Source organism: Streptomonospora nanhaiensis, assembly GCF_013410565.1.
GTDB lineage: Bacteria > Actinomycetota > Actinomycetes > Streptosporangiales > Streptosporangiaceae > Streptomonospora > Streptomonospora nanhaiensis.
In genome coordinates, this window is the sequence record NZ_JACCFO010000001.1 from 2,147,651 (window position 1) to 2,170,166 (window position 22,516).

The window sequence follows — 22,516 nt, forward strand, 5'->3', positions numbered from 1 at the left end:
CACATGGAAAAGAAACGCTATCTTGTGCACTGCCTGACCTGGACGGTGGCCGCGACATCCCTGCTCGTTGTCCCCTTTTCAAGCGCGTCTGCAGCCGCTACTTCGCCATCACCGTCGCCAGGGTCCGAATCGACTCCGGGAACGTCCGCTTCTCCAGCGCTTGGCAGCACTGAAAGCAGTGGAGAACTCGAAAACGTCTCTGATGCAATGGCCGAGGTCCTGGACCTCAAGCACTCAACGAGCAGTGGGCTCACCGTTCTTACTGTAAGAATCACCAACACAGGCACCGAAAACATTCACGCCAACAACTTCGCCAATCCAATCTACGATTACCGACACACCCATCTCAGCGGAGTCACTCTGCTTGACGAATCATCGCAGATCCGCCATCACCCACTGATCGACGCCGAAACCAACTGCCTTTGTTCGGGATATGTCTCCCTATCTCCCTATGACCCGCTCATCGAACCAAATCAAAGCGTCGATTACTGGACTACCTACCGAACCCCGTCCGATACCGCGTCGTTTACCGTCGAGATCCCTGGTTTCGATCCGATTGAGAACGTCCCGGTCGGCTGAGGCGGAGAAGGAGTGATCCGGTGGGCAAGTCCGTGACTCCGCTTGCTCGGGTTTCTGGGCGAGGGGGTGATCGTGGGGCCTCGATTATGGAGACGGCGGCTTTGATCTCCATTGCCGCGGTGGTTGTGATCGGGCTTTCCTCCTCGTCGATCGCCGATGTGCTGCACGATGCCACGCGCGACTATGTGTGTCGGGTCGAAGGGCCCGAATGCGGGGGCGAGAGCTGGGTCGAGCATGAGCGGCCCGAAGAGCCCGAGGAGTATGTGTGGACCTTTTCCAGCACGTGGGACGGTGAGGTACGCGGCGAGGGGGACGCCCGGGTGGCGGTGGCGTTCGCGTTGGCGCAGCAGGGGAAGCCGTACATCTGGGGGGCCACGGGGCGCAACGGGTACGACTGCTCCTCGCTGATGATGGAGGCCTGGCGCGAGGCGGGGGTGAGTCTTCCGCGGACCACCTGGGACCAGATCGCGGCGCTGCCGAACATCTCCAAGGGCGAACTGCAGCCCGGCGACCTGATCTTCTTCCACACGATGCCCGAGATGGAGCCGCCCACGCATGTCGGCATGTACATCGGCAACGGGCAGATGGTGCACGCCGGCAATCCGGTCAACGTCACGCAGGTGATCGGCAACCCGCACTGGGAGTCGATCTGGGTCGGGCAGGCGCGGGTGCCGCAGGGGTGACCGTGATCGGGGTGGACGACAGCGGGGTGAACGGCGTGAACGGGGCGGGCGCGGGCGGGTCCCTCGGGGGCGCGGGTGCGCGCGCGGCCCGACGGGCGCGTGTGGGGTGTGCGGCGCACGCGATGCCCGCTGGCGGCGTGACACGCGCGACACGCCGGATGGCCGCCGGTATGGCCGCCGCGCTGTGTGTCGCGGTGCTGTCCTCCTGCGTCGGGGCCTCCGGCGGGCCCGAGCCGCAGGGCACGGCCGTGCCCACTCCGGGCGACGCCTCCGACCGGACCGAACTGGCCGAGGCCGTCACCGCCGCGCTCGACGCCGAGGACTCCGCGGCGTGGCGGCTGCAGAGCTTCGACAGCAGCGGCATGGCCACCCTCAACAGCGGGCGGCTGAGCTGCTCGGGCGACGGCTCGGGGGTCTACCGCGTCGATGGCGACGCCACACGCTACGTGCTGGAGCCCGACTTCGTGCCCGGCCGCGACTACGAGGGCGACGAGACCTCCGCCGCCGACGTCCAGGCCAGTGGCTCGGTGGCCACCGACGACGGCCTGCACAGTGCCTCCGGCGGCGACTTCTGGCCCCTGGGCGACGACTACCGCGCCGCCGACATCCCCTCCGACTACCTGCCCGACCTCACCGCCGCGCGCGGCGCCAACTGCTCGCACATCACCGCCGCGCTGGCCGTCAGCACCGACCTCCGCCTCGTGGACGCGGTCGAGGTCGACGGCACCCCCACGGCCCACTGGAGCGGGACCGCCTACATCGACGACCTCCGGGAGCACGCGGTCGGCTTCGCCCGGAGCGAGTACACCGCCCTGGTCGACATGGGCCTCGGCGAGGCCGCCGTCGACGTCGAACTGTGGGTGGACGACGCCAACCGGCCGCTCGTGTACTACCAGCACCTTCCGCCCGACCGCACGGGCCTGCAGAACCGCTGGTTCGCCCTGACCCTGACGGACTGGAGCACCGACGAGACGGTGACCGCGCCCTAGACCGATGCCCGCCCCGCCCGCCGTTTCGGCGCGCGGCGGCATCCGCCTCCCCGCGCGGCAGTGCGGCGATCGCGCCGCCGGCCCTGTGCCTGGCTCCTCCGGCTTCTTCTCGTTGTCGCTGTTGAGCGCTGCTTGCGAGGCTTGCCATGGCGCTGTGCCGCCGGACCGGCCGCGGTGATCGCGGTGGAACCCTATTGGAGTACGCGGGTGTGCTCGCCCTGGTCGCGGGCGTGGCCACCGGCATGGCCGGGCTGACGGAGCCCGGCCGGCGCGCCCTCGCGGAGGTCGAGCGCGCCGTCTGCGCCGTGCTGCGGCTGGAAGGGTGCGGCACGGGCACGGCCGGGGCGGGTGCCGCCGCCAACCCCGACTCCGCGTTCCGCCCCCAGGGCTGCACCACCGGTACGTCGTCCCTGACCGCCGCCACCGGTGTCTCGGTGGCCGTCTCCCCCGGCGGCAAGGTCCGGATCGCCGAGCGGGTCAACTCCGACGGCACCGTGGAGGTCAGCCTGGCGCGCGGCTTCGAGGCCGCCGCGGAATTGCCGAGCCCGTTCCGCTGGGGAGCCGGTGTCGGCCATCTCGCCGAGGCCGAGGCCGGCGTCGCCGCAGGCGTGCGCGGCGGGGTCACGGCGGTCGATACCTGGGTGCTCGACGACCGCCGCGCGGCCACCGCCTTCCGCGAGCGGGTCGCGCGCCAAGTACATCTGGACGAGTTGACCGAGGACAGCGGCGCCTTCGACGCCGTGGGGGCGCAGATCGTCGGCCTGCTGGAGCGGTCGTTGGGCACCGGCGGCCCCGAGGCCGGCGGCGGTTCGGGTGGGCTGCCTCCGCCCGACCGCCGCGAGGTGGTGGCCGACGGCGGGGTACGGCTGACCGGGGAGCTGGGTGCCACGCTGGGCGGGCGCGGTCGCCGCGCCGCCGGCCCCGAGCGCTCCGGCTCCGACGGCGGCCCGGCGGCGCCCGACGCCCCGGGCGCCCCCTCCGGCCCCCGTACCGGACGGCAGGGTGTCGCCAGCGGCGTGGACCTGCTGCACCTGGTATCGGCGAGTGCCGAGGGCAGCGCGCACTTCTCGCGCGAGACCGATGAACGCCGGGACACGGTCGCCGAGACCGTCGGCTTCGCCTTCGAGGAGGCGGGAGAGGTCGGTCGCCTCATGCCGAGGTCCGTCGTCACCCCCGAGGACGCCCGCGACCGCGTGGTCAGCGCCGCCCTCACCACCACCCGCGACCGCCGGACGGGCCGGTTGACCGAGGTCGCCATCCGCGTCGTCAACGCCGCCGACGAGCACGGCCAGACGGAGGGCACAGCCCGCCTCGCGGTGACCGACGCCAACCGCGCCACCGTCCGCGCCTGGCTCAACGGCGGGGAGCCGCTGCTGGCGCTGTCCTTCCTCTCCACCACCGGCCGCCCCAAGGACGCCACCGATCCGCGCGCCGAACATCCGCCCGGCGGAGCGGATGATGCCCCGGGCCGCCCCGCGTCCGGCGACAGCGGCGACAGCGGCGGCGGGGACGTCGAAGAGGGCGGGGAGGACAGGGAGCACGCGGGCGAGGGGCGCCGCGTGCGCCTCAGCGACTTCGACCGGCTCCTCCACGCCGAGGGCGTCTACAGCACGGTCCGCTACGCCGTTGAGACCGGCGGCCGGGAGTTCAGCGCCGACGCCACCCTCGCCGGATGGGCGTTCGGCGGCTCCACCGGATGGGAGTCGGTATCCCGCACCGCCACCGGCGCCCGGTACCTCGGCGCCCCCGACGGCGACGGACGGCGCGACCTCGTTCCCTTCGCGGCATGCACGAACTGAGGCAGGCGAGAGGGAGGGGCGATGCGGCCGGGCGCTCCTCCGCCGATGGGCACTGCCCCCCGCACCCACTCCGCACCCCTTCCCCTCGGCATCCCTGCGCGCGACGGCGCCCTCGCCACGGCCGCACTCGCAGGGCCGGCCGCGCTCCGGCGAGGCGCGCTCGCTCCGGGCACCGGCGAACGCGGTGCTGAGGACGCCCATGGCGGCCCGGCGGCGGAGTCCGCACGGGCCTGAGAAAGGAGGACGGTTTGCTAGATCTGCTGCGGGCCTGGACGGTGGGGCTGACGGTGTGGACGGGCTGGGCGGTGGCCAGTGCCCAGGCGCACTTGTCGTGGCTGCCGCCCGGCGCCCTGGCGGACACCTCCGCCAGGCTCAACTGGATCGCGTGCACCACGCTGACGGGGTACACGCTCGTCGCCTTCGCGGGCGGGCTCGCCCATCCCCGACCCCATCGCGACCGCCGTGGCCGCCGCCTCGCGGCGGCCCTCGCGGTCCCGGGACTGGGCGCGGCGGCCGAGGTCGCCGCGCATGCCTTTGCTCCTGGCGGCCCGGATCCGACCGACGCCGCCGCAGCGGCCGTGGCGCTCAGCATGCTCACCCTCGGCAGCGCCGCAGGGCTCCGGCTGGCCGCGGTACTCCGCCCACCGCGTTCCCGGTCCACCCGATGACCCCTCGGCCGACACCGGCAGCCGTGCGCCTCGCGGAAGGACGGCCGCCCGAAGGCGCACGCGCCTTCCACGCGCGGGCCGCAATCGCCGGCGGGGCCGGTCCCCCTTGGCCGACGTCCTCACGGCGAGGCCCACGGCCACCACAACCGCACGCTCCGCCACCGTGGCCTGACGCCGCCCGCGCCCGACCGGGCCACACCCGTCGCCTCCCCGCCCGAGCGACCCCTACCCGAACCGCCTGCCCGCTCGCCGCCACCGTGGTCCGATGCTTCCCGCACCGGCAACCGGGCCAGGGCTTTCGCTTTGCCGCCCCGGCCCCGATCCGCTCTGCCGTAAGGGGATGCGGCGAGGCCGAATGCCTCCGGCACCGCCCACACCGCTCCGCGGCCTTGGGTCCGCGGGCCTGGTCCCCGCGACCGCGGACGCCGCCGCCCTAGGGCCTGTTGGGAAAGTGGGTAGTGAGACTTTCCTGGCTACAGAGCTGGGTGAGCTTTCGTTGCTGGGTGCGCTCCTGCGGCCCTGAGGACCTCGGCAGTCTCGGGGTGGGGGCCATTGTCCGCCCAGTCCAGCGGAGACCAGCCTGCGCCGTGGTCTTCGCGGAGGGTGGGATCGGCCCCATGCGCCAACAGTTCCCGGACCGTTGCGGTGTGTCCCCAGCTAGCAGCTGCGCACAGCGGTGTGCCCTCCGAGCCGGGACCGCTGCTTTCAGTGTCAGGGGAAGCGCCGGACTCCATGAGCAAGCGGGCCACCGCGGCCTCTCCCTGCACCGATGCAAGGTACAGAGGAGTGGTGCCGTCAGTGTTCCTTCTCTCCGGATTTGCTCCACGGCGCAGCAGGGTCTTCACGCTCCTGGCGTCACCTGACAGGATTGCCTCGAAAAGGCGGTGGGAGAGCTTCTTCTGCTGCCGCTGCTTCATAGCCGGTAAGGCTAGCGATCGGGCGTACGTCAGAACCACTCATATCCATTCGTTGATCATTGCGACCAGCACAGTGGCCTCGTAGCGGACGGCGAGCTTGCCGTATCGCGTGGCCACGGCCCGATGGCGCTTGAGGCGATCGATGCCGCACTCGACGGCATGCCGCTCGCGGTCGTCGCTCTTGTCGAACTTCGGAGGCCGACCGCCCCGGGAGCCGAGCTTGTGGCGGTTGCGGACCCGCTCCGCCGGGACCGGGATGGTCGCCTTGATCCCGCGTCTGCGCAGGTAGGCCCGGTTGCGGCGGGAGTCGTACGCCTTGTCGGCCCGCACCCGGTCGGGTCGCCTGCGAGGCCGCCCAGGGCCGAGTCGGGGCACCCAGATCGCCTCCAGGACCGGCTCGAACTGCGGGGAATCACCCCGCTGACCGGCCGTGATCACGATAGAGAGCGGCTTCTGTCCCTGCTCGACCGCGAGGTGGACCTTTGTGGTCAGCCCGCCCCGGGAGCGTCCGAGACCGTGGTCCGCCGGCTCGACGACGATGCCGCCGGGTGGCTCCTTTTGCAGGTCCCCGTTTTTGACGCCCCGGCGGCGTGCTGGTGGGCCCGGCAGACGGTGGAGTCGACGTTAACGTCCCAGGTGATCAGGCCCTTTGCGCCGACCTCGGCCTGGAGCCGGGTGACGATCCTGGCCCAGGTCCCATCGCGCTGCCAGCGTCGGAAGAGGTCGTAGACCCGATCCCAGGGCCCGTAGCGTTCCGGCACATCGCGCCAGGGGGCACCGGTCCTGGTCCGCCACCGCATGCCGTCTATCAACTGCCGCCGCGTCCACACCAGAGGACGGCCCGGCTTGATGCCCTGCGGCAACAGCGGCTCCAACCGGGCCCACTGGCCATTCGTCAGATCACTACGCCCAACAAGGCGCGATCATTCACGACCAAGATCCACTTTCACAACAGGCCCTAGTCCGGTGCCGACGCCGAGTCGGGGGTCTGCTCGGTCTGCCTCTGCGCCGAATCCGCGTCCTGCTCCTTCTCGGTGCCGGAGGGGGCCTCGGACTCGGGGGCGGGCGCGTGCTCCTCAGCCGAGCCGGCGTCGGTGCGGTCCCAGTAGGTTTTGGGGACGCGGTCGCCCGTCTCCGCCTCGACGACGGCCGGGCGCTGGAGCCGGCGCATCAGCAGGAAGGCCAGCACCGCGCCCACCAGGGCGATGGCCGTCCAACTTCCGTACAGCGGCCAGTTCACGCCCGTGCCGGCCAGCAGGCGGCCCGTGTCGATCGCGGTCCCCACCAGCGGGGCCAGGAGCACCGCCAGGGCGTTGCGGCCGAGATCGTGGCGGTCCGGGGCCCGGTGGACCAGGGCGGTCGCGACCACGGTCAGGAAGTAGGCGGCGAACCCGATCCCGCCCAGCCACAGCAGCGCCCAGCCGAAGCTCCCCGCGTGCTCGGGCGGAGCCAGGAGACGGAACGCCAGCGCGCCGATGTTGGTGAGCATGAACCATGACACCGCGCCGATGATCCAGGCCCGGACGAACTCGACCATTGTCCCTCCGCCGACTCGTGTTCGGATGCGTCCATCCCCCGCGAGTTGCGCCGTCCCCGCCGCGATCCGCGTCCGTGCTCCGGTCCCGCCGCCGGTGAGCGGCGTTCCCGGTGCCGACGGGGTCCCACCGGCCGGCTCTGCCCCGGCTCGCCCTTGGCTCCCACCGCACCGCCACCCATCCGCCGCCGGACGGCCGCGGCCGTCATGGCTCGTGGCCGTCCCGGCCGCCTGTCCTCCCCGGCCGCCGCCACCGCTCTGACGTGCGGATCCCGACTGTGCGCCGGGCGGCGCGCGGCCGCGGCCGGTGCGGGCGGTTCAGCGGTGAGTCTAGACGGAACGGGCGTCCCACCGCACCCGTCCGAAGCGTCCCGCCCTTTCCCGCTCCCCCTCCCTCTCCCCGCCTCCCCCGCCTCCCCCGCCTCCCCCGCCTCCGTCCGCGCACCCCGCACACGGCGGTGCCCCCGCCCGGGGCAGGGCGGGGGCACCGAACGGTTACCGCGAGGATGGCGGTCGGGCGGGGCTGCTCGACCGGTGGAGCGGATGAGGGGCTGCTCCGATGGTCCGGGGACCGGAATCACCCGACCGCCGGGTTACTCCACGAAACCGATGTCGGTGTACTCGATGGAGGCGAGCCCGTTGGCACCCCAGTTGGCGACGTTGGGGTTCACCGCGTAAATACCGGGCCGCTGGAACAGCGGCACCGCCATGCTCTCCTCCCACAGCATCCGGTCGATCTCGTTGGCCTGCTCGGCGTACGCCTCGGGGTCGGTCTCCTTGGACAGCTCGTCGAACGCCTCGTTGATCTCGTCGGTGGAGGAGAAGTGCAGGTTGTTGCCCCACGTGGGGTTGCCGTCCTCGTCCTCGCCCACCGGGCCGGTGAAGTTCTCCGCGAAGTACCCCGCGTAGGGGTTGGTGCTGGAGTACACGAACGTCGTGGCGTCGAACTCGCCCGGCACGACGTACTCCGGGAAGTAGGCGTTGCTCGGCACCGTCTCGACGTTGACCGCCACACCCACCTCGGCCAGCTGCGCCTTGGCGATCTCCGCCTCGTCCGCGGTGTTCTGCAGGTCGGAGGGGATCACCCAGTCCAGCTCAAGGCGCTCGCCGTCCTTGGTCCGGACTTCGCCCTCGCCCTCCAGGGTCCACCCGGCGTCCTCCAGCATCTGCGCCGCCAGCTCGGGGTCGTACTCGCCGAACCCCTCGCTGTTGTCGCGGAAGCCGGTCTGGCTGGAGCGGATGAGCCGGTTCACCGTGGGATCGGTGGTCCAGTTCACGCCGCTGAGCGTGGCCTGGGCCATCTGCGACCGGTCGATGGCGTGCACGAGCGCGTTGCGGACCTCGCGGTCGGCGAGCAGGCGGCCCTCGCCGGCGTTGAAGGTGATGTGCCGGTAGGCGTTGTCGATGGCCTTGGTCAGGCGCACGCCGTCGGCGTCGCTCAGCAGCTCGTAGGCGGCGGCGTCGTAGCCCAGGTAGAACCCGTCGATCTCGCCGTTGTTCATCACCCCGGGCAGCGCGTCGTTGCCGTAGGTGTGGAACACGATCGAGTCCAGGATGGCGGGCTCGCCCCACCAGTTGTCGTCGCGGTTGACCGTGATGGTCTGCGCGGTCTCGTCGAACTCCACGTCGCCGAACGGCCCCGCCGTCACGGGGAAGGCCAGCTCGTAGTCCTCGTTGAACTTGTCCGGGTCCTCCATGTACTCCTTGGGGTACAGGGCGTCGAACAGGCGCGGCCACTCGGCGAAGGGCTCGTCGAAGTGGAAGACCACCTCGTACTCGTCCTCGCCCTGCTCCACGTCGCCGATGCGCTCGTAGCCGGTCTTGTCGCCGATGTCGAAGTCGCTGTCGTTGTCGCGGTGCCCGCCGACCGTCTCGACCTGGGCGGCGTAGTCCTCCCAGGTGATGGGCTCGCCGTTGGACCACTCGGCGTCGGGGTTCAGCTCGAAGGTGAGCGTGCGCCCGTCGTCGCTGATCTCGCTGGAGAGCACGTAGTCCTCGTCGGGGTGCGGCTCGCCGTTCTGGTCGAAGTAGTGCGCCTGCGGCATCACCGCGGAGACGATCCGCTCGGCGTTGGCAAGGTTGCCCTGCGTGTGGTGCACCTGGTACTGCGGCGGGAACTCGTTGATCCCCCAGTGGAAGGTGCCGCCCTCCTGGAGGTCGGCCCGGTCCGTCTGGTTGATGTCGATGGCGGGGATGTCCGCCAGGGTCTCCTGGTTCTCGTTCCCCTCGTCTCCGCCGCCACCGCCGCAGGCACTGGCCGCAAGGGCCAGGACCACGAGGGGGGCGCCGAGTTTGGCGGCGCGTCTCATCCGCACGGGAGTCTCCTCACTGATCACTTTCCTGGGGGATCGGCCGGGCGCGATCGGCCCTCCGATGGTCACAGGGGCTCGTGCCGCTCGGCGTAGTGGCAGGCGGCGGCCTGGTCGGCCGCGCCCTCCACGCGGCGCCGCAGTTCCGGTTCCCGCTCCCGGCACGCGGCGCGCTCCTCCTCGCCGAGGACGGCGAACTTCTGGCACCGGGTGCGGAAGCGGCACCCCGAGGGCGGGTCAGCGGGGTTGGGCAGGTCGCCCTCCAGGACGATGTGGGACCGCTGCCGCTCCTTCTCGGGGTCGGGCAGCGGGATCGCCGACAGCAGCGCCTGGGTGTAGGGATGGGTGGGTTGCCGGTACAGGGTGTCGACGTCCCCGATCTCCACGATCTTGCCGAGGTACATCACCGCGACGCGGTCGGCGATGTGGCGGACCACCGAGAGGTCGTGCGCGACGAACAGGTAGGCCAGGCCCAGCCGGGCCTTCAGGTCGTCCAGCAGGTTGATCACCCCGGCCTGGATCGACACGTCCAGCGCCGACACGGGTTCGTCCAGCACGATCAGCCGGGGCTCCAGGGCCAGCGCCCGGGCGATCCCGATCCGCTGGCGCTGGCCGCCGGAGAACTCGGCCGGGTAGCGGGCGGCGTGCTCGGGCTCCAGGCCGACCAGCCGCAGCAGCTCCATGACCCGCGATTGCAGCCGGTCCTTGGGGTGGCCGTGGGTGCGCAGCGGCTCGGCGACGATCTCGAAGACCCGCATGCGGGGGTCCAGCGAGCTCATGGGGTCCTGGAAGACCACCTGCATGTCGCGCCGCACCCGCATGCGCTCGCGCGCGCCGATCCGGCCGGACTCCGTGCCCAGCACCCGCACCGCGCCGCTCTGCGGCTTGTCCAGGCTGAGGATCTCCAGCAGGGTGGTGGTCTTGCCGCAGCCGGACTCCCCCACCAGGCCCAGGGTCTCGCCCTCGCGGATGTCGAAGCTGACGCCGTCGACGGCGTAGACGGTGCCCACCCGCCGCTTGAACAGCGCGCCGCGCATCAGCGGGTGGTGCTTGACGAGGTTGTCGACCTCCAGCACGGTGGTGCGCTCCTCGCGCGGGACCGCCGCCTGGGGTGGCTCGCCGATCTCGGGCACGGGGTAGACGTCGCGCGCGCCCCAGCCGTTGGCCTCGATCTCGCCGGCGCGCACGCAGGCCGCCCGGTGGCCGGGGGCGCCCACCTGCTCCAGGGCGGGCTCGGCCGCGGTGCACGCCTCGACGGCCAGCGGGCAGCGCGGAGCGAACGGGCAGCCGGGCGGCATGTCGGTGAGCGAGGGCGGGCTTCCGGCGATGGGGATGAGCGGGGCCTTGCCGTCCTGGTCCAGGCGCGGCACCGACCCCAGCAGGCCCATGGTGTAGGGCATGCGGGTGCGGTAGTAGACGTCGTCGACGGGGCCGGTCTCGACCAGCCGCCCGGCGTACATGACCTGCACGCGGTCCACCAGGCCGGCCACCACACCCAGGTCGTGGGTGATCATCATGATGGCCGCGCCGGTCTCGCGCTGGGCGGTCTTGAGGACCTCCAGGATCTGGGCCTGGATGGTGACGTCGAGGGCGGTGGTGGGTTCGTCGCAGATGATGACGTCGGGGTCGTTGGCGATCGCGATGGCGATCATGACCCGCTGGCGCATGCCGCCGGAGAACTCGTGGGGGAAGGAGCGGTGCCGCCGCGCGGCGTCGGGGATGCCGACGAGGGTGAGCAGTTCGACGGCGCGGGCCAGCGCCCGCTCCTTGCCGATCCCGGGGTTGTGCGCGCGGACGGCCTCGGCGACCTGGTCGCCCACGGTGTAGACCGGGGTCAGCCCCGACAGGGGGTCCTGGAACACCATGGAGATGGCGCGCCCCCGCTTGGCGGCCATGGCGCGGTCGTCCAGCCCCAGCAGCTCCTCGCCGTGCAGCCGGATGGAGCCGCTGACGCGGGCGTAGTCGGGCAGCAGGCCCATGGCGGCCAGCGAGGACACCGACTTGCCCGACCCGGACTCCCCCACGATCCCCAGGATCTCGCCGCGGCGCAGCTCGTAGCTGACACCGCGCACGGCGGTGACGTCGGGGTTGTTGCGGGTGCCCGGGAAGGTGACCTCCAGGTCGGTGACCTGGAGGACCGGGGTGTCGGTGCCGTCGGGCCGCGCGGCGCTGCCGTGGGTGTGGGCGGTGGTGGAGGTCATGGTTCCCCTCTAGCTCCTGCGCCTGGAGTGCGGGTCAAGGGCGTCGCGCAGGCCGTCGCCGACCAGGTTGACCGCCAGCACCAGCAGGATGAGCAGCCCGGTGCAGAACCAGAAGGTCCACGGGAAGGCCAGGGCCTGGCGCGAGCCCTCGGCGATGAGGGAGCCGAGGGTGACGTCGGGGGGCTGCACGCCGAATCCGAAGTAGGACAGCGCCGTCTCCAGGATGATGGCGCTGCTGACGTTGATGGTGATGTCGACGATCAGCAGCGACGACATGTTGGGCAGGATGTGGCGCAGGATGATGCGCCCGCTGCTGACCCCCATGTAGCGGGCGGCCAGCACGTACTCGCGCTCCTTGAGCGAGATGGTCATGCCGCGCACCATCTTGGCGGTGACCATCCACATCAGCGCCGCGAGCAGGATGACGAAGACGGGCCACTCCGAGCCGCGCAGCACCGGGTAGAGGATCGCCAGGATCAAAAACTGCGGAAGCACCAGGAAGAGGTCGGTGATCCACATCAGCACGCGGTCGGTGGGGCCGAGGTAGTAGCCGGCGAAGGCGCCCACGATCGCGGCGACCACGGTGGTGGCCACGGCCGCGCACAGCCCGATCACGATGGAGCGCTGCAGGCCGACCATGGTCATGTGGAAGACGTCGCGCCCGGTGGTGTTGGTGCCGAACCAGTGCTCGGCCGAGGGCGGGCTGCGGAACGCGAAGAAGTCCCGCTCGTCGAACTCCCAGGGGCTGAACAGCGGCCCGACCCAGGCCATGACCACCAGGGCTCCGATGATCACCAGGCCGACGACCACCCGGGGGGTGCCCAGGACCTCCTTGGCCAGCGACGACCAGCGGCCGGTGATGGCCGGCGGGGTGTCGTCGGGCGCCTGCGCCTCGCGCTCGGTTGCGATGCTCACGGGGACTCCTCCAACGCCGGGCGGTGGGATGCGGGGGCGGTGCGCACGGTCAGCTCACCCGGACCCGGGGGTCGAGCCAGGCGTAGAGCACGTCGGACAGGAACGACGCGGCCATCACGCACACGGCCATGAAGCAGGTGACGGCCGCGACCGCGTTGACGTCGTTGGTCACGATGGAGTCCACGACCCACGCGCCCATGCCGTGCCAGCCGAACACCTTCTCGGTGAAGGTGGCGTTGGCGATGAGGATGCCGAAGGTGAAGGTGAAGTAGGTGATCGTGGGGATCATGGCGGTGCGCAGCGCGTGCTTGAACAGGGCGGCGCGCCGCGTGAGGCCCTTGGCCATGGCGGTGCGCACGAAGTCCGACGCCAGCACGTCGAGCATCATGTTGCGCTGGTAGCGGCTGAAGGCGCCGAACAGCGCCAGCACCAGCGTGAGCGTGGGCAGGATGGCGTGCTGGACGCGGTCGGCCAGGGTGCCCCAGAACCCGGCGTCGAGGTTGGCGGTGTACTCGCCGCCGTACTCCAGGAGCTGCTGCCCGGTGACGTCGTTGATCCACACGGCGGTGACCTGGAGGACCACGGCGATCACGATGGTGGGCACGGCCAAAAGGAAGAACGCGACGACGGTGGCCACCCGGTCGAAGGCGCGGTACTGGCGGACGGCGGCATAGGCGCCGACCGCCACGCCAAGGGTGGCGCCGATGACCGCGCCGACGACGATCAGCCGCAAGGTGACCCCGGCTTTTCTGGCAATGTGCTCGTTGACGCTCTGGTCGGTAATGGTCTGGCCGAAATCACCCACCACTACCCCGGAAAGCCACGTCGCGTAGCGCTCCGCCAGCGGTGTGCGGTCGTTGAGATTGAGGTGGTCGAGTTCGCGCTCGATCGCCTCGGCGCTGAGCGGCGGCTGCTGCTGCTCGAAGTTGGTACGCGGGCTGAGCGTGGTGGCGGCCAGCAGATAGGCCAGGCTCGACGCCAGGAAGACCAGTATGAGTGAGCTGAGCAGTCTCCTGATCAGGAACTTCGCCAACGGATGCCCCTACGTCTCGCCCGGGTGGACCGGTTCGGACCCGCTGTCGACGATCGGCGCAAGTCCTCATGGCCCACAGAGTGCGTTCTGTGCCTACCTACATTCAGACGGGCGCGAGGAATGGAGTCCAGTCCCGCGGGAGAGGATCGGCTCCCCGGCGTGACCGCAATCCACTTACATCCGATTCACGGTCAGTGATCCGAATTGACACGAGTTTGGGCTGTTCTCGGACACCGGAAGGTTACCGGGCTATCAAGAAAGCACAACGAGCGTAGTTTTTCTTCACATCCCCGCACTTCACAGCAGAATATAAACCACCCCCGGACGCTTCCGCTCAGATCATCCACAGGTCGCCCGGCGGCCCCGCGCGCACCCGCCGCGGGCGGGGGCCGGGGCGCCGGCCGGGCCCCTCAGGCGTCGCTGGAGCGCCGCCAGATGTTGACCCCGAGGTCCACCGCGTGCCGGTCGATCTCGGCCAACTCCTCCTCGCTCAGGGCCGGGCCGCGCACCGCGGCCACGTTCTCCTCCAGCTGCGCCACGCTGCTGGCGCCGATCAGCGCCGAGGTCACCCGCCGGTCGCGCAGCGCCCAGGTCAGCGCCAGCTGGGCCAGGGTCTGCCCGCGTCCGCGCGCCAGCGCGTCCAGCGCCCGCACCCGCTCCAGCACCTCGGGGCCCAGCCAGTCCCGGGAGAACGCCTTGCCGCGCTCGGCCCGGGAGTCGGCGGGCACCCCGCCCAGGTAGCGGCCTGTCAGCAGGCCCTGGGCCAGCGGCGAGAACACGATACAGCCCGCGCCCTCGCGCTCCAGCACGGTGAGCAGGTCCTGCTCCTCGATCCACCGGTTGACCATCGAGTACGACGGCTGGTGGATGAGCAGCGGCACGCCCATCTCGCGCAGCAGCGCCGCCGCCTCGGCGGTGCGCCGGGCGGAGTAGGAGGAGATCCCCGCGTACAGCGCCCGCCCCGACCGCACCGCGTGCGCCAGCGCGCCCATGGTCTCCTCCAGCGGCGTGGAGGGGTCGTAGCGGTGGCTGTAGAAGATGTCGACGTGGTCCAGGCCCATGCGGGCCAGCGACTGGTCCAGGCTGGCCAGCAGGTACTTGCGCGAGCCGCCGCTGCCGTAGGGGCCGGGCCACATGTCGTAGCCGGCCTTGGTGGAGATCACGATCTCGTCGCGGTAGGGCCGGAAGTCCTCGCGCAGCATCCGGCCGAAGTTGACCTCGGCCGCGCCGGCCGGCGGGCCGTAGTTGTTGGCCAGGTCGAAGTGGGTGATCCCCAGGTCGAAGGCCCGGCGCAGGATGGCGCGCCGGGTCTCCAGCGGCCGGTCGTCGCCGAAGTTCTGCCACAGGCCCAGCGACACGGCGGGCAGGTCCAGCCCGCTGCGCCCGCTGCGCCGGTAGGGCATGCGCCCGTCGTAGCGCCCGGGGTCGGCGGTGTGCACCCCGGCCGGTGGCGCGTCGAGCCGGGGGACGTCGTGTTCTCGCACCATGGGCCCCATCATTCCACCCGGTGCGCGCCCGCCCCGAACCGAGCACCGCGGGCGGGCGCCGGCGCGGGCCCGCCCGCCGCCCGAAAACCGGCGGCGAGCGGGCCCTGGGGGCACTGGGGGCGCGGGGCTAGCGGCCGATGTCGTGGCCCTTGCTGTTCCAGATGGACACCACCGAGGGGCGCGGGAAGTCCCCGTCGGGCCAGGTGCTCTGCGGCTCGTCGAACGTGCCGTCCTCACCGGGGTGCTGCGGGGCGATGAAGACCGTCTTCTGGTCCTCGGTGATGAAGGGGCCGCAGCACTCGGCGCCCACCGGCACCGACGCGAACGCCTTCAGCTCGCCCTTGTAGCGGCCCTCGACCGGCACGGCGAACAGCGCGTCGTTGACGCCGATGGTGCCGGGCTGGCCGTCGGTGGAGATCCACAGGTTGCCCTGCTCGTCGAACGTGAGGTTGTCCGGCGAGGAGATCGCCACGACCTTGGACTTGTCGTAGCCGGCGAAGTAGGTGCTGGGGTCCTCCGGGTCGCCGCAGACGATCGGCACGTCCCAGCGGAACCGGGTGGCGCCGGCGTCGTTGCCCTGCTCGGAGAGCTCCAGGATGTGGCCGAAGCGGTTGGGGCCGCGCGGGTTGGGCTCGTCGGCCTGGCCGGGCTCGCGGGCGGAGTTGTTGGTCAGCGCGCAGTAGACCTTGCCGGTGGCCGGGCTGGCCTCGATGTCCTCGGGGCGGTCCATCTTGGTGGCGCCGGCGGCGTCGGCGGCCAGGCGGGTGTGCACCAGCACCTCGGCCACGGTGAAGCCCTCGACGAAGCTCTTCTTGTCGGTGCACAGCGCCACCCACTCGCCGCGGCCGTCGAACGCGCCGTCGGCGGGCAGGGCGCCGGAGCCGTCGAGCTCCTCGGCGGGGCTGTCGCCGCTGAGGCGGGCCACGTACAGGGTGCCGGTGTCCAGCAGGCTGCTGTTGGCGCGCCGGGAGCCCTTGCGGTAGCGGCCCGCGCTGACGAACTTGTAGATGTAGTCGAAGCGCTCGTCGTCGCCCATGTAGACCGCCACGCGGCCGTCGCGGGTCAGCCGGGTGGTGGCGCCCTCGTGCTTGAAGCGGCCGAGCATGGTGCGCTTGCGCGGCGTGGAGTCGGGGTCGAACGGGTCGATCTCCACCACGTAGCCGAACCGGTTGGCCTCGTTGGGGTGGCGGGAGAGGTCGAAGCGCTCGTCCACCCGGTCGAAGCGGCGGTTGCCCGCGCGGGTGTCGCCGGAGGTGGCGATGCCGTAGCGCCGCAGCGCCGCCTTCTTCTCCTCGGGGGCGCCCTCGCCGCCGACGAAGTACTGGTTGAAGTTCTCCTCGCAGGTGAGGATGGTGCCCCACGGGGTCATGCCGCCGGCGCAGTTGTTGAGCATGCCCAGTACCCGGGTGCCCTCGGGGTCGGCCTCGGTGCGCAGCAGTTCGCTGCCGGCGGCCGGGCCGGTGAGCTTCATCGGGGTGGTGGCGGTGATGCGCCGGTTGAAGTGGCGGCCGCCGTCGGCCAGGCGCCAGCCGCCGGTCCTGCCCACGCGGCGGATCTCCACGACCGAGCCGCCGTGGGCCGCCATGGCGATGCGGATGTGCTCCAGGTCGGCCTCGGCGCCGTCGGTGTAGCCCCGGAACATCAGGTTCTCGTTGGTGTACTCGTGGTTGACCCACAGCAGCCCGCGGTCGCGGCCCAGCGGCTGGAAGGCGACGTAGTCGCAGTTGTAGCCGAACTGCTTCTCCTGCGCCTCGGCGGTCTGGCGGTTGATGTCGAACTTCGGCGCGCCCGGCACGACCGGGTCGCCCCAGCGCACGACGACGCGCTGCTCGTAGCCGCGCGGGATCTCCACGCGGTCGGAGGTGCCCACCTCGATGCCGTCGAACTTCAGGCGGGGGTTGCGCGGCCCGGGGGAGGCCAGCGCGGGGCCGAACCCGGCCAGGCCGACGGCTGCCGTCGCACCCGCGCCGACCGCTCCGGCCCGCAGCACGTTTCGGCGGGACAGCGCGGCGGCGGCGATGTCGCCGAAATAGGCGTTGTCGCTCGTGTTGGGCGCCTCGTGGAAGCAGGCGTCGCCGCAGCGGAAGCGGCAGGTGGTCCGGGAACGGCCGCCGCCGACCTGGCCGAGCAGCGGCAGCAGGCGACGGTGAGGCGCGGTTTGCGGCACTGGGTCCTCCTATGGCTCACGGGGATGACCGCCGAACGGGGGCCGCACGACGCTGTCGCGGGGGTCGCGCGGGCCGCCGGAGGTCCGTGTCCGGGGTGGCGGGGGGTACCCGAACGTCCTTGACCTTTGCGGACAAGGGACTCGTCCGAGTGAATCCGCCGTTAATGCACTGACAACTTCGCCACACGCGTTGCGGATCCACCTCCTCGCGACGGCGGTGGAGCACCGCGTGAGCAGCGCCACCGCCGATCGGGCCGCCCGGTGGCGCCGCGGGCCCGCGGCGCCGCCTGTCCGCCTCCGGACACCTATTCGTAACCTGTGACTACCCGTGACCGCGCGTGATGTACGCGGTTTCCGCCGCCCAGGCTCGGGCCGCCGCGGAATCGGCGCCGACGGCGGCCGCTCATCACCCCCACCTGGTTCACCAGAAGTCCACCCGCGTATTCTGGGCTCGGGCGTGCCCGTTCGGCTTGTGAGGCGCCCCTACCAGAACCGACTCCACGCACGACACCGATCCGAAGAGCGATCCCCTACGCCCGCGGCCACGCGCCGTGACCCGGATCCGGGCATCGGACGCACCCCGCGGGAACCGCTCGACGTCACCGCGGCTCGTCCGGGTGTGACGGTCCGCCACTGCCACAGGGGAGTGAGATCACGTGCCCGACATCCCGACGGCGAGGCCGCGAGGCCTGACCCGCCCGCGTACCGCGCCGCCCGTCGCCCCGGGCAGCACCCACCCGTCCACCGAACGTCCGGCGAACACCATGGAAGAGCCCCACGCCACCGCAGGAGCCTCCCGACCGCCCGCGCGCCGCCGGTTCCCGGCCCTCGCGAGCCAGATCCAGTACGCGCGCCGCTTCGTCGAGCGGACGATCGCCCCATCACCCGAGATCACCACGGCCACGCTGCTCACCAGCGAGCTGGCCACCAACGCCATCACGCACAGCTCCTCGGGCCTGCCCGGGGGCAAGTTCGAGGTGGCCGTGCACCTGGCGCCCGGCTGGGCGCGGGTGGAGGTGCGCGACCTCGGCAGTCCCGAGCAGCCGCGCGCCCAGCACCGCGACCCCTACGACACCAGCGAGCACGGCCGGGGCCTGGACCTGGTCGAGGCGCTGGCCGCCAAGTGGGGCACCGAGCCCCGCCCCGACGGCCTGGGCCGGCTCGTGTGGTTCGAGCTGGTGTGGGACCCCGGCGAGAGCGGGGCGGACCGGGACTGACCCGCCCGCTCCGCGGGCCGCGGCGGCCCGCGGAGCGGCATCGTCGGTGAAGGGCCTCCCACCGCGGGGAGGCCCCACGTCGACGGTGCCGCCGATGCCGCCGGTCGCGCCCCCGGGCCGCGGCCGGCTGTCCGCCGTTGTGCGGATTGCGCGGCTTGTGCGCTGCTCGGGCTAGCTGTCCTCCTTGGGTGGGGCGGGGGTGCTGGGCAGGCGGTACTTCTCATACAGCTCGCGCGCGTAGTCCTTGGCCTCCTGCGAGGGCTCGCCGCCCAGCTCCTCGCGGACCAGGTCGTCCAGGTCTGCTTCCTTGGGATCCATGCCTGCAGCTTGCCTTCCGTAGAGGGCCGATCACAAATCGGCGCCTCGGCGTTGCGCGAAACGCAACACCGGCGGCGGGCGGGCGGCGCCCGCGGAAAACGCGGACGGCCGCCGCGGGAGGATCCCGCGGCGGCCGTCGCACTGCCGGCGGCCGGACGCCGTGCGGCTAGCCGCGCGGCTTCCCGGCGACGTCGGCCTCGGCCGACTCGGAGTCGTCGGCGGCGGAGCCGGACTCCGTGCCGGCGCGCCGGCGCCGCTCCTCCTCGACGGCCGCGTCGCGCTTGGCCTGGCGCCGCTGGGCGCGGCGCTCCTTGCGGCCCTCGGCCATGGTGTAGAGCACCGGCACCAGGACCAGGGTCAGCAGCGTCGAGGTGACCAGGCCGCCGATGACCACGATCGCCAGCGGCTGGGAGATGAACGCGCCGCCGCCGGTGATCCCCAGCGCCATCGGGGTGAGGGCGAAGATGGTGGCCAGCGCGGTCATCAGGATGGGCCGCAGCCGGTGCCGGGACCCCTCCACGACCGCCTCGCGCAGCTCCATGCCCTCCGACCGGTACTGGTTGACCAGGTCGATCAGCACGATGGCGTTGGTGACGACCACGCCGATCAGCATCAGCATGCCGATCATCGCGGCCAGGCCCATGGGCTGGCCGGTGGCCAGCAGCAGGCCGATCGAGCCGGTGGCCGCGAACGGGATCGAGACCAGCAGGATGAGCGGCTGCATCAGGCTCTTGAAGGTCGCCACCATGATCAGGTAGACGATCGCGACCGCGGCGATCATGGCGATCCCCAGCTGGGCGAACGCCTCGGTCTGGTCGCTGCTGACGCCGCCGATCTCGGCGGTGGCGCCCTCGGGCAGGTCCAGCTCGTCCAGCGCCTGGGTCAGCTCGGTCGTGACGGCGCCGAGGTCCTCGGCCGTCGGCGTGGCCGAGACGGTGGCGCTGCGCACGCCGTCGGAGCGGTTGAGCTGGGGCGCCTGCATGACCTCCTCGACGTCGGCCACGGCGCCGAGCCGGACCTCGTCGCCGGTGGGCGTGGCGATGCGCAGGTCCTCGAGGTCGCCGACCGTGGCGGGCCGCTCGGTGTCGCGCACCACCAGGTCGCGCTGGGCGCCGTCGATGACGGCGGTGCCCACCTCGGCGCCCTGGAACGCCTGGGAGACCGCCTGGCCGATCGCGGCCTCGGTCAGGCCCTCGTCGGCGGCGTCCTCGGCGTTGACGTTGACCTCCAGCGCGGGCTGGGCGGCGGCGATGCTGTTCTCGACGTCGGCGGCGCCGGGGATGTCGCGGACGGCGTCCTCGACCATGCCGGCGGCGTCGACCAGGGTGTCCTGGTCCTCGGCGCGGACCTCGACCTGCAGCGTGGAGCCGCCCATGCCGGCGGAGGCCAGCCGCAGCTCGGAGTCGGTGTCGACGTCCTCAAGGGCGTCGCGCAGCCGCTCCTCGATCGCGGCCTGGTCCTCCTCGGGGTCGGAGGTGACGGTGTAGGTCACCGTGTCGGCTCCGCCGCCGCCCATCAGCATGGCCTCGGGGCCGCCCCCGCCCACGGAGGTCTGGTAGGACTCCACCCAGGACAGGCCCTCAAGGGTGTCCTCGACCTTCGCGGCCTCCTGGTCGGCCTCCTCAAGGGAGGTGCCGACGGGAAGCTCCTGGGTCACCTGGTAGGTGTTCTGCCCCTGGTTGCCCAGGAAGTTGGTCTGCAGGTTGGCCGCCGCGGCGAAGGTGCCGATGAGCAGGACCACCGAGGCCGCCAGCGTGATGATGCGGTGGCGGGTGGTCCACCGGATCACCGGCAGGTACATGCGCTGCAGCGGGGTGCGCAGCTCGCGCTGGTACTCCTCGGCCTTGACCCGCTCCAGCTCCTCGGGCGGGACCACGCGCGGGCGCATGAACCAGTAGGCCAGCACCGGGATGATGGTCAGCGCCACCAGCAGGGACGCGGCCAGCGCCAGGCTCACGGTCACGGCGAAGGGCCGGAACAGCTCGCCCACCTGGCCGCCGACGAACCCGATCGGCAGGAACACCGCCATGGTGGTCAGGGTGGCCGCGGTGATGGCCACGCCGACCTCGCGCACACCGGTGAGCACGGCGTGGAACTTGTCCTCGCCGTAGGACATGTGCCGCTTGATGTTCTCCAGCACCACGATCGAGTCGTCGACCACGCGGCCCACCGCGATGGTCAGCGCGCCCAGGGTGAGGAGGTTGAGGGAGTAGCCGAACGCCTGCACGCCGATCATCGCCACGAGCAGCGAGACCGGGATGGACACCGCGGTGACCAGGGTCGAGCGGATCGAGACCAGGAACACCAGGATGATGACGATCGCGAAGGCCAGGCCCAGCGCGCCCTCCTCGGCCATGGCCACGATGGAGTCGTTGATGAACGGCGCCTGGTCGAACACCACGGTGATCTCGGCGTCGTCGCCGAGCATGGGCTCCAGGTCGTCCAGGGCCGCCTGGACCTGCTCGGAGATCTCGACGGTGTTGCCGTCGGGGGTCTTGGTGACCATGACGCCGAGGCTGGGGTCGCCGTCGGTGCGGGTGATGCTGGACTGCTCGTCCATGCGCAGCTCGACGTCGGCGATCTCGCTGAGGCGCACGGGTTCGGGGGCCGCGGCCGCCGCGCCCGGCATGGCCGCGCCCGCGGCGCCGGCTCCCGCCGCGGCGCCGGCACCGCCCGCGCCGGCCTGCCCGCCGGGCGTGACGAGGATGTCGCGGACGTCCTCGACCGACTCGAACTGGTCGCCGGTGGTGACGGTCAGGGTGCGGCCGTCCTCGGTGATGTCGCCGCCGGGGGTGAGCGCCCCGCTGGCCTGGACGGCGCCGGTGATGTCGTTGGCGGTGAGCCCGCGGTCCTCCAGCTCGTCGTCGTCGGGCGTGATGACGACGGAGGACTCCCGCACACCGGTGACCGTGGCGGCGCGCACGCCGTCGATGGACTCCAGTTCGGGGACGACCTGTTCTTCCAGCGGCTCGGCCAGGGCCTGCTCGTCGCCGTCGCCGGCGCCGGCGGCCAGCATGACGACGGGGATGTCGTCGGTGCCGAAGGCCGTCACGGAGGGGTCGACGTCCTCGGGCAGCAGGCCCTCGGCCTGGTCGACGGCCTGCTGGACGTCGCGCACGACGTCGTCGCTGCTGTCGCCGTAGTCGAACTCCGCGGTCACCTGCACCGATCCGGTGCTGGAGGTGGAGGTGTAGCTGACGACGCCGGGGACGCTCTGGACGGCCTGCTCCAGCGGCTCGGCCAGTTCGGTCTCGACGACCTCGGGAGAGGCGCCCTGGTACTGGGCGCTGACCATGACCATCGGGACGTCGAGCGTGGGCATCAGCTCGCGCTCGGTGTTGACGGTGGCCAGTGTGCCGAAGACCGCCGCGGCCAGGGTGATGAGCAGGATCAGGGCGCGGTTGCCCAGGGAGAGCTGTGCGAGCCGGTTCACCGCGCCCCCCTACGCCGCGTGCCCGCTGGGAAGGGGCCGAAGGGGACGCCAAGAACGGACTTGGCAGTGTGGGACATGAGAGTCGTTACTCCTCGGAAGGGATTCTCGCGCTGCGAACGGCACCGCTGCGACGAGCGGTAGAACGATGGACACCCACACGGCTGTCTCGAAACGGGGATCCGAGTGGGGTACTGCCGGGCACGCGTCAACAACGATACTTCGCGATATGCCGGGAATTCACCGTGATCGGGCCGACATCAGGCAGGT

The 22,516-nt window shown here is 71.7% G+C and carries 17 protein-coding genes; 6 read left to right on the plus strand and 11 right to left on the minus strand.

Annotated features, from left to right (window positions below):
- Positions 1-3 precede the first annotated feature (3 nt).
- From HNR12_RS09200 to HNR12_RS09220, 5 genes are all read left to right on the plus strand, one after another.
- A complete protein-coding gene (locus HNR12_RS09200; protein ID WP_179767092.1) occupies positions 4-579 on the plus strand; it encodes a hypothetical protein in 576 nt (191 codons plus the stop codon).
- A gap of 101 nt (positions 580-680) precedes the next feature.
- Positions 681-1,262 carry a C40 family peptidase gene (locus HNR12_RS09205; RefSeq protein WP_218901897.1) on the plus strand — a complete coding sequence of 194 codons (582 nt, stop codon included), beginning with the start codon at positions 681-683 and terminating at the stop codon, positions 1,260-1,262.
- A gap of 137 nt (positions 1,263-1,399) precedes the next feature.
- The gene (locus HNR12_RS09210; RefSeq protein ID WP_179767093.1) at positions 1,400-2,251 is read left to right on the plus strand and encodes a hypothetical protein; all 852 of its coding nucleotides are present in this window, start codon (positions 1,400-1,402) and stop codon (positions 2,249-2,251) included.
- A 194-nt stretch (positions 2,252-2,445) separates the two neighbouring features.
- The gene (locus HNR12_RS09215) at positions 2,446-4,050 is read left to right on the plus strand and encodes a hypothetical protein (RefSeq protein WP_179767094.1); all 1,605 of its coding nucleotides are present in this window, start codon (positions 2,446-2,448) and stop codon (positions 4,048-4,050) included.
- 248 nt (positions 4,051-4,298) lie between these two features.
- On the plus strand, positions 4,299-4,718 hold the full coding sequence (locus HNR12_RS09220; RefSeq protein WP_179767095.1) for a hypothetical protein: 420 nt from the start codon (positions 4,299-4,301) through the stop codon (positions 4,716-4,718).
- A 473-nt stretch (positions 4,719-5,191) separates the two neighbouring features.
- Here HNR12_RS09220 and HNR12_RS29735 read toward each other — a convergent pair whose 3' ends face one another.
- The 9 genes from HNR12_RS29735 to HNR12_RS09265 form a co-directional block, all read right to left on the minus strand.
- A complete protein-coding gene (locus tag HNR12_RS29735; protein WP_179767096.1) occupies positions 5,192-5,635 on the minus strand; it encodes an ankyrin repeat domain-containing protein in 444 nt (147 codons plus the stop codon).
- A 39-nt stretch (positions 5,636-5,674) separates the two neighbouring features.
- Positions 5,675-6,534, minus strand: a protein-coding gene (locus HNR12_RS09230; protein ID WP_372454511.1) for an IS5 family transposase whose coding sequence is annotated in 2 segments (ribosomal slippage) — positions 5,675-6,159 and positions 6,159-6,534 — 861 coding nt in all. Because the reading frame shifts where the segments join, the coding sequence is not laid out codon by codon here.
- Positions 6,535-6,593: 59 nt separating this feature from the next.
- Positions 6,594-7,172: a hypothetical protein gene (locus HNR12_RS09235; RefSeq protein ID WP_179767097.1), complete on the minus strand. Its 579-nt coding sequence runs from the start codon at positions 7,170-7,172 to the stop codon at positions 6,594-6,596.
- Between the two features lie 590 nt (positions 7,173-7,762).
- Positions 7,763-9,478: an ABC transporter family substrate-binding protein gene (locus HNR12_RS09240; RefSeq protein WP_218902451.1), complete on the minus strand. Its 1,716-nt coding sequence runs from the start codon at positions 9,476-9,478 to the stop codon at positions 7,763-7,765.
- A 68-nt stretch (positions 9,479-9,546) separates the two neighbouring features.
- Entirely contained in the window at positions 9,547-11,679 is a 2,133-nt protein-coding gene (locus HNR12_RS09245; RefSeq protein ID WP_179767099.1) for an ABC transporter ATP-binding protein, read from the minus strand.
- 9 nt (positions 11,680-11,688) lie between these two features.
- A complete protein-coding gene (locus HNR12_RS09250; RefSeq protein WP_308118625.1) occupies positions 11,689-12,594 on the minus strand; it encodes an ABC transporter permease in 906 nt (301 codons plus the stop codon).
- 49 nt (positions 12,595-12,643) lie between these two features.
- Complete coding sequence (locus HNR12_RS09255) at positions 12,644-13,627, minus strand: ABC transporter permease (protein WP_179767100.1); 984 nt, start codon at positions 13,625-13,627, stop codon at positions 12,644-12,646.
- 410 nt (positions 13,628-14,037) lie between these two features.
- Positions 14,038-15,114: an L-glyceraldehyde 3-phosphate reductase gene (mgrA, locus tag HNR12_RS09260; protein ID WP_179767101.1), complete on the minus strand. Its 1,077-nt coding sequence runs from the start codon at positions 15,112-15,114 to the stop codon at positions 14,038-14,040.
- A gap of 127 nt (positions 15,115-15,241) precedes the next feature.
- The gene (locus HNR12_RS09265; protein ID WP_179767102.1) at positions 15,242-17,281 is read right to left on the minus strand and encodes a PhoX family protein; all 2,040 of its coding nucleotides are present in this window, start codon (positions 17,279-17,281) and stop codon (positions 15,242-15,244) included.
- A gap of 764 nt (positions 17,282-18,045) precedes the next feature.
- Between HNR12_RS09265 and HNR12_RS09270 the strand changes: the two genes are divergently transcribed.
- The gene (locus HNR12_RS09270; protein WP_179767103.1) at positions 18,046-18,498 is read left to right on the plus strand and encodes an ATP-binding protein; all 453 of its coding nucleotides are present in this window, start codon (positions 18,046-18,048) and stop codon (positions 18,496-18,498) included.
- 171 nt (positions 18,499-18,669) lie between these two features.
- Here HNR12_RS09270 and HNR12_RS09275 read toward each other — a convergent pair whose 3' ends face one another.
- Positions 18,670-18,816, minus strand: a complete 147-nt coding sequence (locus HNR12_RS09275; RefSeq protein WP_179767104.1) for a hypothetical protein — start codon at positions 18,814-18,816, stop codon at positions 18,670-18,672.
- Between the two features lie 166 nt (positions 18,817-18,982).
- Positions 18,983-22,249 carry an efflux RND transporter permease subunit gene (locus HNR12_RS09280; protein ID WP_179767105.1) on the minus strand — a complete coding sequence of 1,089 codons (3,267 nt, stop codon included), beginning with the start codon at positions 22,247-22,249 and terminating at the stop codon, positions 18,983-18,985.
- Positions 22,250-22,516: the final 267 nt, after the last annotated feature.